Source organism: Thermodesulfobacteriota bacterium (assembly GCA_035559815.1).
In the GTDB taxonomy this organism is placed as follows: domain Bacteria; phylum Desulfobacterota_D; class UBA1144; order Nemesobacterales; family CSP1-2; genus DATMAT01.
Window position 1 is genome coordinate 52,818 of sequence record DATMAT010000012.1, and the last position, 14,068, is coordinate 66,885.

Below are 14,068 nucleotides of genomic sequence, written 5' to 3' on the forward strand. Positions count from 1 at the left end.
TCTTATATTCTTGTTTTAGATTCTTGAAGAGCGGTAGAGACCTTACCGGACTCTAGCCTTCCACTCTCTACACCAGATTCGAGCATTTCGCAGATTATTTCTCCTACATTTCTATCCTCTGCCCTGGCTCTCATTTGAACCTCATATATTTTTGCATCCACCAGGAATCGATACCAGAGACCCTGCAGGAAGTGCCATATTAACCCCTCTTTCCCGTCTAAAAATCCGAGCCTTATTACATATCTGTAGATAAAGTACAAAAAAGGCCTAAGGAAGAGTGGCATATTGGCGTAGATTGTTTGCTTGAGCCACCTCTTTCTCTGCTCTTGGGTCCCAAACAGCTTAGTCGGCACGGTGTCGTAAATCACAAATTTGTGTTTAAGGTTAAGAAGATCTATAGCTTCTCTGGTAGCGTAGCTATTGTGTTTGCCAATCCACCAATGTAGTTTGTTGTGATTATCATCGATAATATCGTTCTCCAAGAATAGGACTTTTCCCTCCCTGATTTTTATATGTTCGTCCATCCACCTTTCTTCACAATGGGCTTTTCCCCTTCTCCATATTCTCAAAAGCCATGTAGGATAATAACCTCCGTGCCTTATCCATCTGCCCATGAAGTAAACCCTTCTTTTCATGTATAACCCAGTTACCTCGCCGCTTAAATTGGGCAGTTTTTCTAAAATTTCGTTCTTTAATTCTGGAGTCACTTTCTCGTCTGCATCCAATCGCAATATCCATTCGGTTTTAAAAGGTAGATTACATAATGCCCAATTAAGCTGTCTTGCCTGGTTTTCAAAAGGGTGACTATATATATTGTTCGTGTACTTTTTGACAATTTCTAAAGTTCTGTCCGTAGAATAGGAATCCAATATAAATAAATGATCTGTCCAATCAAACACACTCTGGAGACAAGCCTCAACATTGTTCTCTTCGTTGTAGGTTAGGACGATAACGGAGATTGAAGGTTTCATAATCCGTCCTTTAACCGTCTAATCACTTTATAGCTTCTACGAATAAGCTATAGTCCTTGTATTCGTCCTCGGAGGGTTTTATCCTCTCGTAGGTCTCGGCATCCAGGAATGAGTTTCCCCAGCTTAACTTATGGATTCTCTGAAAGCCCAAACTATTCAATATCTCCTTCATGAAATCAAAATCAAATGCCATTTTGTGCTGGGCATCACAGAACAGAAAATTGGTAAATCTACCTCCCATACTCTTGAAACTTCTCGGAAAATCTAGAAAAAAATCATAATCTTTCTCTAGATAGGCCTTTGTGGATTTCTCTAAGTCCGGAACAACTATCCTTAAGACTCCATCCTTTTGGAGCACCCTATAAAACTCTTTAAGAATATTTGATAACTCGTCAGGATAAAAGTGTTCCAGAGTACCACCACTATATATAAACTTCACCGAGTCATTGCTAAAAGGTAACCTGACCCTCACATCGTATAGCAAATCCGACTTGGCTAAGGGGTTAGCATCTATATTCACCAACCCCGGTATTTTTTTCTTTCCGCAGCCTATATGAAGACCTAAGTCCTTGGACTTATCAAATTTTATTCTAAATAAAGGGTAAGACACCAAGGAATATAGACCTACGCCGTAAAATAATAAGTCCTTCCATCTTTGATGTACCATAATTCGCTCCCTTTGACTCGACCGGGATAACCTAGAAACCTCTACAAATTCCCATCTAAGCCAATCTTCTGAGCCACTATTACCATCGATTTCCACAAATAAGGGAATCTTCCGCTGCCAAGAAAACCAACCGGCTCAAAAGCGGTGTCTTCGAGCATGGTATAAAGAGTGTGCTTAGAGAAGAACTTTATGTGCCCACCTTCCCATAGAGGATTAAAGTGGAGGTCAAATTTATTCAGCAAGGCAATAGCCAAGGTTTTCAAATAGCCGTTATAAGGCGTGGTGACAATTAGGTACCCTTTTTCCTGGAGCCAATAGTTTATGTTTTCCAAGTATTTTTTGGGACTGTATAAATGCTCTATCACTTCTGTCGACAAAGCCAAATCATAACCGCCGCTGGGAAACGATTCCGGAAGTTTTTTATCATAGCAGTCGTGGACCGCAAATTTTTCCTTAATCTCCGAAAATTCGTCTTTAGAAAGCATTATTCCATCCTCGGCTATATCAAAACCCCAGATATTCCGGTAACCGTCAGTATAAAGCTCATGCAGGATATATCCGCCGCCGCAGCCGACATCCAGAATTTGAGCCGTTTTAGGTACCTTAAGCTCATCCAAAATTCTTCTAATGCTTTTTATGAGATAGCCATGAGCATGGACTCTTGATTCATTCCAGGCCCAATTTCTAATAAATCCTTTATCCGGTGGAATAATAGAAGGCTCGCTCTTCATGGTCTTACCGCAAATAATATGATATGTGCTCCCAAGAAAGGGCATAGACTCCCCAGGAATTCAAATATCCTCCCTATGTACTTGCTTCTGCGGGATGATATTAATATATGAGATGAGGTAACATGTCTAACGCTAAAGCCGCAACTTCTAACCATCCTGTATAGAGTGTCTATGTCATAGAAATGGTAATGGTATTGCTCATAGGCGAAGTAGGGCATTTTCCCGAAGGGAAATAAAATACGATTAACCAGAAAAAATAGGTTGGGAGTAGTTAATGCTAAGACTCCCCCCGGTCGAAGTACCTTGTAGCATTCCCTTAAAAATTTCTCATCATCAAATAGATGCTCAATTACCTCACCGGCAAACAGGATATCGAATAGCTTTCCGTCGAAATCCGGCAGTCCTTGGTTACAATCGTATCTGTAGAAGGTTATATCCCCCTCGCCGGTTCTGTCGTTTATGTCGACTGCGTATTTTTCTACATTCTTGTACTCGTCAAGGTTATCGATTAAACCGCCTCTAGCATATCCTATCTCCAGAAGAGAAATCTTTCTTCCCGGGTCCAGGTATCGATTTCTCCGTAGCCAATTCCTTACCTTCAAGACCCGTCCCCGGTCCGGGACCCGGAATTCATCGAAAATCCTCTGCCTATGGTCTAACATGAGCAAACTCCTCCACCTGCCTTAATCACTATATAAGCAACCTTGTCTATATGGCCATACCGGTTTCTTCCGCGCCCGTCATACGCTCCTCCTACGCACGCTTCTGGGCAATTATCGAAAAGGTATTCTCCATTCCCAATAACTCCCCTATGTGTTGAAATACCAAAGCTTGGGTACTGAAGTAACACACGATTTTGCAATCAAAACCCTTCTCTTCGAAAAGGTCGGTGATAGCCTCTTGGTCAACGCCGTTTCTAACCGCATGGTATTCCACGTTGTCCGCCGGACAATCGCTCAGGTAAATCCCCCGGCTGCGCCGGACGCGCCTTTTCAATCCTTCCACCAAGTCTCCCCTAAAGACACGCCAGGAGAAGTAGGCCACCTTGTTGAATGCAGTGGTAAATCCTCCAAGCGAATCATGCCGCAGCGGATCCTGAAAAGAAAAGAATTGTCCATGCGGGGTCAGAAGCGTAATTGCTTCCCGGATCATGCCCAGATAGTCCGGTATATGGTGCAGGAATGAATTCACTACGATAATATCATACGAGTTATTATTCGATTTGAGGGTTTCGTTTATGTCCTCACATCGCACCTGAAGCCTGTCCCCGAAACGCTCGCACCTACTCCGCAAAGCGCTTAATTGACTCTCGGAAATATCGACTGCGGTCACCCTTGCTCCGAGCTCCAGAAAGGGCAAAGTGGCCGAACCCTCACCCGCTCCTAGGTCTAATACATTCGGATTGCCTGTATATATAGTCGCAAAATCATAAACCCCAACCAGCAATTCGCCGTAGAGCTTTCTCAGAGAGGGGTGTTTTAGGTGGGGTGCACCGTCAATATATCCTCTGGTTGCCTCTTCATCATAAACGGCGGCATTAGCTAGGGCGGCCACCCAATTTATTCTTTCGTCCATTGTCTTTGTTTTCCCAAGACGGTGATAACTATCCGGTGATAGGGGGTTTCGACCCAAATTCTATTGTTCTTTCCAACTCCCGTCCACCGTTTTAGCGGTAGCTAAATTTTTCTGAATACTCCTAGAATATTAGAACGAATAAACTTGAGGATCTCCGCAGAATTAACGATTCTTTCGTATAATACCCCCAGAAGGAAAGCAAAGGTATTAAACACCAGATAAGACGGCTCTTTTTCGATTAGTTCCAGGCGTTCAGTGGCAAAGCCTTTTTTTTCTAAGATACTTCGTAAGAGCCCGGGTCTATTCATTTTGTAAATTACCGGGAAGGTCTTTTCTTCCGTGTCTATGCTTCGGACAAAGTTAGCCAGTAGTGATTTGGAACGGTTAGGCACGATTCGCGCAATGGAAGGGACGTAGTGATAAAGATTCGGAGTTCTAAATATGAAATATCCCCCCTTTCTGAGCACTCGCCTAACCTCCGTTAAGAATGCATCGGGGGCATCGACGTGCTCAAGCACAAAGTCGGTGTATATAAAATCAAAGGAGCACTCCTTGAAAGGCAAAAAATAGGCGTCGCCTATGACTTTAAAATCGACAATTCTATTTTCGCTTATTTCCGAGTCCACATCCAACCCTACCACCAGCCTATCCTTTCCCCTTAATGAGTAATTATGGGGCTTTCCCCTTCCCGCTCCAGCCCCGAGGTCCAAAACTAACGCCCCAGGCTGGCAATATGCTTTTAGGAGGTTCACAAACTGAGTAGTACCGTCGATCCATCCTTTCTTAGGATTGTAAAAAAACCCAAACAGCCTCGGATTAACCATATTTGAACTTCCGGTATATCTCGTTCTAAAATGTTAAGATTCTTCTCTATCCTCGATATGGAATTCAGCCGGGTCTTATTATCTCTCGGTAAACCTTTATAACCATATCCGCTACCTTATCTATATCGTAATATTCTTCCACCATCTTTCTTCCATTTGTGCGGACTTCTCTTTTCAACTCCTCGTTATCGAGTAGAGCTCTTATTCCCCTGCTTAAACTATCCGGGTTGGTTTCCACGATGATACCCCCCCTATTCCGTTCAACCTCCCGGTGAATCCCTACTTTATTCGAGATAACCACCGGTATTCCACAAGCCATCGCCTCCACTACCGCCATCCCAAAATTCTCCGAGTAGGAAGGCAAGACGAAGACTTCGGCATCGACAAAAGCCTCCAGTTTGTCTCTTTCCCTGAGCATTCCGGTAAATATCGTCCTTTCTAAAAGGCCGACATCCTTCAACCGTCTCTTAACTTCCTCTTTGAACCCCTCGTTGCCTTCGTTCGCCCCTACTATCACCAGATATAAATCTTTATATGCTTTGGCGATTTCTCCAAATGACTCTACCAATATATCAAGCCCTTTCTTGATGTTTATACGGCCCAAGAATAAAATATATTTTCTATTCTTTAAGGCCGCATATCTATTCTTAAAGGAACCCCTCCGGGGCAATTCCTCGAAACCGGACAAGTCAAATCCAATCGGAACCACAAAAGCTTTATTTCTTATATCAAGGAAACCTATAGCGTTTTCTTTCTCGTCTTGAGTGGTGAAGTGGATTGCAGAAGCTCTTTTAATATAGTATTTCGCGATGAGGTTATAATAGAACATTTTCTTATTTTTGGATTTTATACCAATCGCCTCCGGGTAGATAGAACCATGTGGAGAAAGTATATATGGTTTTTTATGCAATAGGCTGGCTATACCGCCGGCTAGAACGGGGAAATTCCATACTGAAGTTATATGCACTAGGTCATAAAATCTAGTATCTTTTAAGAGCTCCAAAAATATCTTTGGAGAAAACGTATAGCGCTCATAGCCGTAACACCTAAAATATCTAACCCTTATGCCATCTAATTCCTGCCACTCATCTCTAGGAATAGACTTCCCATTTTCCAAACCGGTATCCGTGGTGAATACATCGACATCTATTCCCTTCTTAGCTAACGCCTTATTCAATAGATGAACGGCCTCTATAGGGCCGCCATATTTGAAAGCTGGAAAGTAGGAGGGAGTTATGTGAAGCACTCTCATCGAACTTCGCAATATCTAGCTTTAATTCCTTATATATACTTTTAAGAGTCGTTCCGTTTGTGGAAAGAGCCGTGAACAAGATGAAAGAACCAACCGGCAAATATAGATTCCGTTATTTAAACAGTGCCTGCCGTCTTTATTTATGCCTTGTAACGAAAGGTAAAAATGCCACCAATAATATGAAATAGAATCTTAACAAGCCAGAGAACCAACCGGCAAAGGTATCCCCTACTATGATCGTCTGCAATGTGAATGCATACACCACCGTTCCCAGCGTATTTGGCTTCCCATTTCTAAAAAAGTAAAGAAAGATAAACCGGTATAAAAAGCCATAAATGAGGGGAACAAAAATCCCAAACCACCCAAAATTAATAAACATCTCTCCTATCCAGGTCATGCCGACCGAAGTGCTTTCATCGAGTGGGTGAAGAAACCCATAATCCCTTCCAAATTCGTTTGCAAAACTAACCGAAGGCTTTCCCGGCCAGAGAACCCTGGGAATTAAAGAGGGAAAAAACAGGATATAGGTAGACCCGAATTTAAAGTCGCTAACACTGGGCGTATTATCGACTATCACGCCCACTATGGAGGCATAGTTTAACCTCTCTCCAAAGACGCTAAAAAGAACCTCCCCTACCATAGATTTATTCGAGCCGAAGAACGATTTCCAATAAATTTTAAACCCTTCCATAAGATCAAAAAAAACATCGCCGGTATAGTTAAGCCTGTATGTGTTGATTAAAGGAAAGATAAAAAATATGAATATAATAGAAGCTATGATGAAAAGCTTGAATGGAGTCTTTTTCTTGATTGAATAAATTATCAACAAAATAAAGATAGGCAAGATAGCCTTTGCCTTACTCCCTATCGGAAAATTAAAAGCCATCTCCGATGCCAATATCAATATCGTGACCCATAAGAGCGCAATTCTTTTGTTTTTTAGATATTCGGAATAGACGATGGATAGGGCTAATAAAGGAAACAGCGACCCAAACCCTAAAAACTGAGCCAGATATGCATAATCGGTGTTGATTAAATCGCTTCTCCCGGCCCCTACAAAATAATAGGCGCCAATTTCTATCAAAAACAGCCTGGACAACCAACCTATCAAGAGAAGTACTACAATCACTAAGGGCAGCCTTCTGATGCTCAATTCAAACTTATGTATGTTTGGTATGGATTTTATTGCCCTTCCGGTCAAGGCTGCGGCAAGTTTGCTATAGTCAAAAGCGTAATACCCAAACAGAAAGAATAGAAAGCATAATATGCTGAAACTCAATCCTTTATTTAGAGCGGTTAAGTCAAGCCCGGCGTTGTAACCCAACCTATTAAACGACTCCGGATACAACAATACGTATAACGAACCTAGGCAGAACATTATAAAATAAAGCATAGACACGCTTAAGACCGGGTTAGTGACCTCGCGGACCCTTTCCTTGAAGAAAGGAATAGCACAAAGAAATGCAAGAAAACTTATCTCCAGGATCGTGAGAATCTCGTCATAATCAAGCTGGCTAACTAAGAGGAGGGAAATCAACAAAGGGATCGTTACTGCAACAGAGAGAACCGCTCCGGATAGCTTCTCTTGTCGAAGAATCCTTAATGGTTGTCCAAAATGTGCCGGCATGTTGATGCTCGCAAAAATCCCGGCCTAGCAAAGACCGGAATTGGCTTTATCTAACCTCGGTCCCCACCTTGTAATACCCAAAAAGATTTCTTATAGCCTTACAAAACTGCCGCACCGTCGCAGGAGTGAGCCCCCAGCACTGCCGGAGTTCTACCCCATGGTTTTGTTTTAGATAAAAACCCAGATAGAATAAAGACGCCATATTCGCCATAATTAATGCGACGGCTACCCCTGCCACATATAGCCTGGCGGAAAGGGGCCATACTATGACCAAGAATAAAATCACCGAGAGGCCTTGAGCCGTTGCCCCCGGTAAACCCTCTCCGAATCCCCTAAGACTCCTTATCACTATTGTCTTGAGGGCAATAAGGAAATAGGCCAAGAGAAGAAAAACTGAAAGCATGCTAGCGGGCCTAAAATCTTCACCGAAGAGCAAGGGGACAAGCTTGGGCGCCAAAACCATAAGAGGCACCGTAATCACAAACAGCAGAAACATAGCCTGCCGTATTCCCTCCATTAGTTTAAAGGTTCGTAGATTTTTCTCCTGAGTGTTGACCAAGGTCGGAAACAATACGGTGTGAAAAGTACTGCCCACCAGATTCAATGCGGAAGCGGCGACGGTAAAAGCAGCCATGTATAAACCAATTATCTTATTATCCCATAGCCTTAGAATCACAAATATATCCGCTTGATTGGCCGCTATTATTAAAAGGGTAGCCAGATGAAAACTCCATCCGTCTCTCAACAGCCCCCAGGCCTCGGAAAAGCTAGGCCTATATAAAAGCGCCGTCCCAGCCAAGAAGACCCGGATAAGCGCCGCGATTACGGTAGCTGACGCATTCATGGCCACTATCCAAGCCACGGTTATATGCCCGGTAATCCAAAGAAGCACCAATCCCAGAAGATAAATAACTGGACCCAGCAGGCGCAGCCTATTATATATGGAAAATCGAAGTCCCCCCTGGTCGATGGCCAGAAGGGTCAGGCCAATAAAATTGAATGGGATGAAAACTAGCAGATAAAGCTTGCTGATGTTCCAGAGTTCCTGGCGCTTAATGCCCAGCAAGGATGGAATAGCCATATAACCTAGGGTGGTAACAATAAAGGACAAACAAATGGCCAACCAGAAAGCCGTCGAAATTATCTCACTGGCCCTCTCCGGCCAGCGGCCAATCCGATAGGTGGTAGCCTCGGGTAGACTCATAATACCTATTCCAGCAGTCAATTGAGACCAAAAAATCACCGCGGCTAAAGCTCCCCGCCCCTCCGGGAGAAGAAATCGGGCAGTCAAAACACCGGTGATAAAGCCACAAGCTACAATAACCAGGTTGGTTATAAAAGTTCCCATCCAGGCCCACAGTACGCCTCTGGACAATTCAATCTCCCTAAATCCGACTACACGCTGAAAGGTTTGGACGGGCTATTCATCCAGGCAGTTAAAAGCATCCTGAACCCTCGAGTATCCCCCCGATAGTTCTCTCATAAGAGTAACTTTCAATTATCTTTAGCGATTCCCTACCCAAGGCTTTTCTCGTCTCCGGGCTCTCGATGAGCATTTCCAAAAAACCAGCCAGTTGAGCAATATCGCCCGTTTTGAATACAAACCCATTCTCCCCGTGTTTTACCAAGTCCTCTCGACACCCGACCAAATCGGACACAATTACAGGAAGTTCAAAATTCATTGCTTCGTTAACCACTAATCCCCAGGTTTCACCCAAACCGGAGGGAAGAACGAAGATATCCGCCATAGTGTAATAATAGGGAAGTTCCGTCTGGTTCTTGATCCCGACGAAATAAACGTTCTTTAATTTTTTCTCCACCACGTAGTCTTCCAATTCTTTCCTCAAGTAGCCGTCTCCCACAAATATCAGGGTTTTCTTATCCGATTCCACTTTTTCAAAAGCCCTAAGAAGGTCAAAGGGTCTTTTCTTATCGATGAGAATCGCCACAAAAATAACCACAACTCCGTCTTCATTTAATCCCAGTCCCTTTCTCAATTCATTCCTTTTATGCTTAAGCCTTAGATATTCGCCGTGGAATCTTTCGTTTTCTACACAGTGAGGCGCAAAGATTAGCTTCCAATCCGGAACATTATAGTATTTATAAAAATTTCTGTTTGCCTCTCCCACATACAAGAATACGTCTACAAATTTAAAAATCCCATATTGTAAGACACCCTTTTTAATCCACCTCTTCCAATCGGGCTTTAGCAGCTCATGAGACAGGGGATTGTCTCCCCTCAACATTACTTTTTTGCCAAAAAACTTTGCCGCTACCAGCGCCAGGATATTGGTGAAATAGTTCCAGCCGTACACGATAACGACATCGTACTCTCCCTTTCTTAATTCATTTACTATTCCCAAATTCATTAATCCGAAAAACACAGTGAATACGGAAGGACTTGGTGAGTAGTTCTTCAAGAATTTGTACTTATAGCCTTCGAGGAGAGGAATATCCCAGGCCGGAATAGTACCCACTTCCGAATGATGTCTTTCTTGGATTCCATAGCTCTCACAGTATAAAACGGTCAGTTCTATACCGTTTGCAGAAGATAACTTTCTGAAAAGTGGAGCTAAATACTGTATGGGATGGGATATTAGAAATGCTACTTTTTTATTCACTGACTCCCAGAATATCCTTTAGAGTTTCTTTGTATTTCTCATAGGCGAAATCTCTCTTCACCTTTTCCCTTCCGTAATTTCCCATCCTAAGTCTTAAGTTCTCATCCCGGTAGAGTAGTTTTATTCTCTCCACAAGCTCATCTAGATTACGCGGCGACACTATAAAACCATTTTTCCCCTCTTCAACTGCGTCAACCGAGCCATCCTCGTCACCCACTAAGATAGGCTTTCCACAAGCCGCGGCCTCGATAGGCGTGAGCGGCAATCCTTCTCCTTCGTATTTTCCTAATCTAGTGACCAGGACAAACAAGTCAGCCATTCGATAAAAATCAACAAGTTCCTCTTCCTTTACCCTTCCGGTAAAAGTTACCCTGCTTTCTAAATTCATATCCTTTACCAGCGATTTTAGGTATGACACCAATCTTCCACCCCCCACTATCACATACACTATATGCTCCGGAAGCTCTTTCAGAGCCCTGATTACAAGCTCATGTCCCTTATAGCCATCATCGACCCTGCCCACGGTAAGAATTATAAATTTACTCTCCGGTATTCCGTGCTTTTCCATCAATTGGACATTCTTAGGAGCAGGCTTAAACCTGTCGACATCAACGCAGTCATGAAGCAAAAAGATTTTATCTTTATCCACGCCCAGGGCACCCTTACAGTAATTAAGGATAAAGTTACAATCCCCTATTATTTTATCCGCGTATTTCAAAGAAATTTTTCGAAAGGAATTTAAAAAACCCCATGTTTCAAAACCATATACATTCACAATGTAGTTAATGCCCAATACACTCTTTGCCAATAAACCTATCGATGACAGATTTACCAGGTTTATAATCAAGAGGTCTATTTTCTTCTGTCTCATAAATTTTATGGCCTGGAGGGTAAAATCAATTTTACGTAAGACACCACCACCCCTAGGCACAAAGTTCACGCTAACTTCCTCCTCAAAGGAATTCCCATCTTTGCCATTAAGCGAGAATGAGAATACATTTTCTTCTCCCATTATCTCTCTTAAAGCCTTATATTCATACCGGGCATACCTTTGCAGGCCGCCTTTGAAAAACATATCACTGGACAGGAAGAGGACTTTCTTCATTTGGTTTACTCAGGAATCCTTCAAAAGGGTCAGTAAAGACTGGGATATGAATTCGATGTCCTCTCTGTTTAAATTGCCGCCGCTGGGCAGGTTTAGACCTTTACTGGAAATATCGTAAGCGGCTGAATTCCCCGAATTGGATTTATAAATGGGCATTTGGCTCATCGGGTAAAAAAAGGGCCTCGTATCGATCCCCATTTTCCTTAATTCAAGCATAAGTTCGTCTCTGGTTATTTTAATATCCTTACCCAGAATCAAACAAACCATCCAAAATGTATTTCGAGCCCACTTCTTCTCCGGATTTAGTCTTATCGCCCCAAAACCGCCCAGGAATTCTTCGTAAGATTTAAATATCAATCTCTTCTTATCTAAAAGCTCCTCTATTCTTTCGAGCTGGGCCAGCCCCAATGCAGCCTGAACATTGGTAAGCCTATAATTAAAACCCAATTCCGTATGCCAGTATCTCCTTTCCTTGCTCATAGCATGGTCTCTCAAGAACCTTGCCCTTTCGTAAATTGCCTCATCATCGGTAGTAATCATCCCCCCTTCCCCAGTCGTTATTACCTTGTTGCCGTAGAAGCTAAACACCCCTACATGCCCCAGGCTTCCCGCCTTTTTACCCTCATACTCCGCCCCGTGGGCCTCGGCTGCATCCTCGATGACATATAAACCATATTCCTCGGCTATTTGGTTTACCGCATCCATATCGGCAGGGTGTCCATAGAGATGGACCGGGATAATGGCCTTTGTCCTGGCAGTTATCGCTTTTCTTATCGCCTCCGGGTCTATACACCATATCTCCGGGTCGATATCCACAAAAACGGGTTTTGCTCCGGTGTAGGCAACGGCATTGGGCACGGCCACGAAAGTTAGGTCGGGTACTATTACTTCATCCTCCTCCTTTATACCCAGGCTGGCTAGCGCCAGATGTAAAGCAGTCGTCCCGTTGGTCGTAGTTAAAGCACGTTTAACCCCGACATACTCGGCGAATCTTTTCTCAAAATCGAGAATATAATGCCCCAGAGAAGACACCCAGCCCGATTTTACGGCGTCGAGAACATACCTTATTTCTCTCTCGGTTATGGAAGGCTCGGCCACCGGGAAAAATTTATTCATCTTCTTTCCTTACTTTAAATCTATCCTTTATCTTCTTAGCCCGGTTCCCTTTGATGAATGAATTCTGGCCAAAGGAACCCATGACCACCGAATTTGCGGCCACGAAAGAATTTTTGCCGATATGCACGCCGGCCAACACCACCGAGTTTAGTCCGATACCTACATTTTCCTCAAAAATGATCGGGGATACCATGTATGCACTTTTGGTATTCCAATGGCTAAAAAATATTACATCGCTGCTATCATAAGGATTGGTGGGTAGGTTCATTACCGAATACAATTTAGCTCCCGAGCTAATTCCACAATTATTCCCAATATATATGCCTCCATGGGCCTGAATCTGACAAGACGGGGCTATCTCCACATTATCACTTAATACCAGCTCCCCTTCCTGCCATTTAAAATTCCTTTTATCTTTCCTCTTGACGATCTTGCTCCCTAGGTCGAGGGGGCCCGCTTTTAGAACACAGCGACTGCCGATCCAGGTATTATTACCGATACTCATCCACTCCGGATTCTCTATAATCACTCCCTCGTCTATTAACACATTCTTGCCGCATTTTTTGAACCTTCTCCGGTAATAAAAATATCTGATCCTTCTTCCGGTCGAACCAGGCATGTAGATTATGAAGAAACCAACAAGGTCTCTCAAAAACGTTTTTAGATATCTCCATAGGTTTGACATATCTGTCTTACCGCCTCACCGCTGTCCGGCAATCCAAGACCGGTCTCTCTCGTAGCCAAGAAGAATCAACTCATCCCCGGCATGAAGGTCAAAGCATTCACTCGCCTCCTTGTTGAAATAATTGCGCCAGTCGCCGACAATCCCTTTTCTCAAAAAACTATTTTTGTTCTCTTCCCCCGGTCTGCGCCCGGAGAGGCGTTCAAATGATAGCTCCTGGGCAACTTTGGCTACCTTCTCCGACCCTACGCTTTTGCCGGTCAACTCTGAAATGACCCGTCGTAGCTGACCAGGGGTATCACGATTAAGGTCTTCATAACGCACGTAGGTGATACCCTTACGACCATGCCACCGCCTGACAAACTCAGCCCAGGTAAAGCTAGGATACCTTTGTCTGGTGAAAAAATATTCGATGAAGGCCGGCAAATTTTCACCTATATTCTCATAATCGACAAACGGCAGGTCACGGCGGATTACTTCCATAAAAGGCGAACCTGTCGGCTCGTTTTTTGAAAGAAAGAAACAATGATGGTAAAGGGATACCATCACATCCCGGCCGTCCCGCCAAATAACGATGGTGTTCTTCATGCCCCGGTGTTTGGGATAATGACCGTGTACGACTGATGACCTGACCATAGGAAATCGATTGGTCCGCGGGAATGGAATACCCAGTGCCTGCCCCAGCATCTGGGCAAGCCAGGTACCACCTGATTTTGGATATTCATTAACGATGTATAATGGCAATATTCCGGACAGGGAATAAACCATGCAGTAGGATATGGCTGCCCCTAGTTTTGTCCGGAATCTCTCATATGCACCCAGCACCATTTATTCTCCTTTCTCGACCATGCATTCCGTATTCTTAACCTTTATATAGCTCCGCCGTCTCGGTCACAT

14 protein-coding genes are annotated in these 14,068 nt (G+C 43.5%); all 14 read right to left on the reverse strand.

Annotated elements, in window-relative coordinates; translation table 11 throughout:
* Positions 1 to 2: 2 nt before the first annotated feature.
* The gene (locus tag VNN20_02795) at positions 3 to 971 is read right to left on the reverse strand and encodes a glycosyltransferase family 2 protein (GenBank protein HWP91111.1); all 969 of its coding nucleotides are present in this window, start codon (positions 969 to 971) and stop codon (positions 3 to 5) included.
* Positions 972 to 993: 22 nt separating this feature from the next.
* Positions 994 to 1,638, reverse strand: coding sequence for a methyltransferase domain-containing protein (locus VNN20_02800; protein ID HWP91112.1), 645 nt, complete (start codon positions 1,636 to 1,638; stop codon positions 994 to 996).
* A gap of 41 nt (positions 1,639 to 1,679) precedes the next feature.
* Positions 1,680 to 2,369 carry a class I SAM-dependent methyltransferase gene (locus tag VNN20_02805; protein HWP91113.1) on the reverse strand — a complete coding sequence of 230 codons (690 nt, stop codon included), beginning with the start codon at positions 2,367 to 2,369 and terminating at the stop codon, positions 1,680 to 1,682.
* Complete coding sequence (locus VNN20_02810) at positions 2,366 to 3,031, reverse strand: class I SAM-dependent methyltransferase (GenBank protein HWP91114.1); 666 nt, start codon at positions 3,029 to 3,031, stop codon at positions 2,366 to 2,368. Before VNN20_02810 ends, VNN20_02805 begins: the two co-directional genes overlap by 4 nt.
* A gap of 91 nt (positions 3,032 to 3,122) precedes the next feature.
* Positions 3,123 to 3,944, reverse strand: a complete 822-nt coding sequence (locus VNN20_02815) for a class I SAM-dependent methyltransferase (protein HWP91115.1) — start codon at positions 3,942 to 3,944, stop codon at positions 3,123 to 3,125.
* Positions 3,945 to 4,045: 101 nt separating this feature from the next.
* Positions 4,046 to 4,768, reverse strand: coding sequence for a class I SAM-dependent methyltransferase (locus VNN20_02820; GenBank protein ID HWP91116.1), 723 nt, complete (start codon positions 4,766 to 4,768; stop codon positions 4,046 to 4,048).
* Between the two features lie 64 nt (positions 4,769 to 4,832).
* Positions 4,833 to 6,020, reverse strand: a complete 1,188-nt coding sequence (locus VNN20_02825) for a glycosyltransferase (GenBank protein HWP91117.1) — start codon at positions 6,018 to 6,020, stop codon at positions 4,833 to 4,835.
* A gap of 136 nt (positions 6,021 to 6,156) precedes the next feature.
* On the reverse strand, positions 6,157 to 7,647 hold the full coding sequence (gene wzy, locus VNN20_02830; protein ID HWP91118.1) for an O-antigen polysaccharide polymerase Wzy: 1,491 nt from the start codon (positions 7,645 to 7,647) through the stop codon (positions 6,157 to 6,159).
* 46 nt (positions 7,648 to 7,693) lie between these two features.
* Positions 7,694 to 9,022, reverse strand: coding sequence for an oligosaccharide flippase family protein (locus tag VNN20_02835; protein ID HWP91119.1), 1,329 nt, complete (start codon positions 9,020 to 9,022; stop codon positions 7,694 to 7,696).
* A 61-nt stretch (positions 9,023 to 9,083) separates the two neighbouring features.
* Positions 9,084 to 10,268 (reverse strand): glycosyltransferase family 4 protein, encoded by a 1,185-nt coding sequence (locus VNN20_02840; protein ID HWP91120.1) that lies wholly within the window; start codon positions 10,266 to 10,268, stop codon positions 9,084 to 9,086.
* A complete protein-coding gene (locus tag VNN20_02845; protein HWP91121.1) occupies positions 10,261 to 11,373 on the reverse strand; it encodes a glycosyltransferase family 4 protein in 1,113 nt (370 codons plus the stop codon). The genes VNN20_02840 and VNN20_02845 overlap by 8 nt, the downstream gene beginning before the upstream one ends.
* Positions 11,374 to 11,382: 9 nt before the next feature.
* Positions 11,383 to 12,489: a DegT/DnrJ/EryC1/StrS family aminotransferase gene (locus VNN20_02850; protein HWP91122.1), complete on the reverse strand. Its 1,107-nt coding sequence runs from the start codon at positions 12,487 to 12,489 to the stop codon at positions 11,383 to 11,385.
* Complete coding sequence (locus VNN20_02855) at positions 12,482 to 13,174, reverse strand: DapH/DapD/GlmU-related protein (GenBank protein ID HWP91123.1); 693 nt, start codon at positions 13,172 to 13,174, stop codon at positions 12,482 to 12,484. The genes VNN20_02850 and VNN20_02855 overlap by 8 nt, the downstream gene beginning before the upstream one ends.
* Positions 13,175 to 13,189: 15 nt before the next feature.
* Entirely contained in the window at positions 13,190 to 13,999 is an 810-nt protein-coding gene (locus VNN20_02860) for a sulfotransferase domain-containing protein (GenBank protein HWP91124.1), read from the reverse strand.
* Positions 14,000 to 14,068 lie beyond the last annotated feature (69 nt).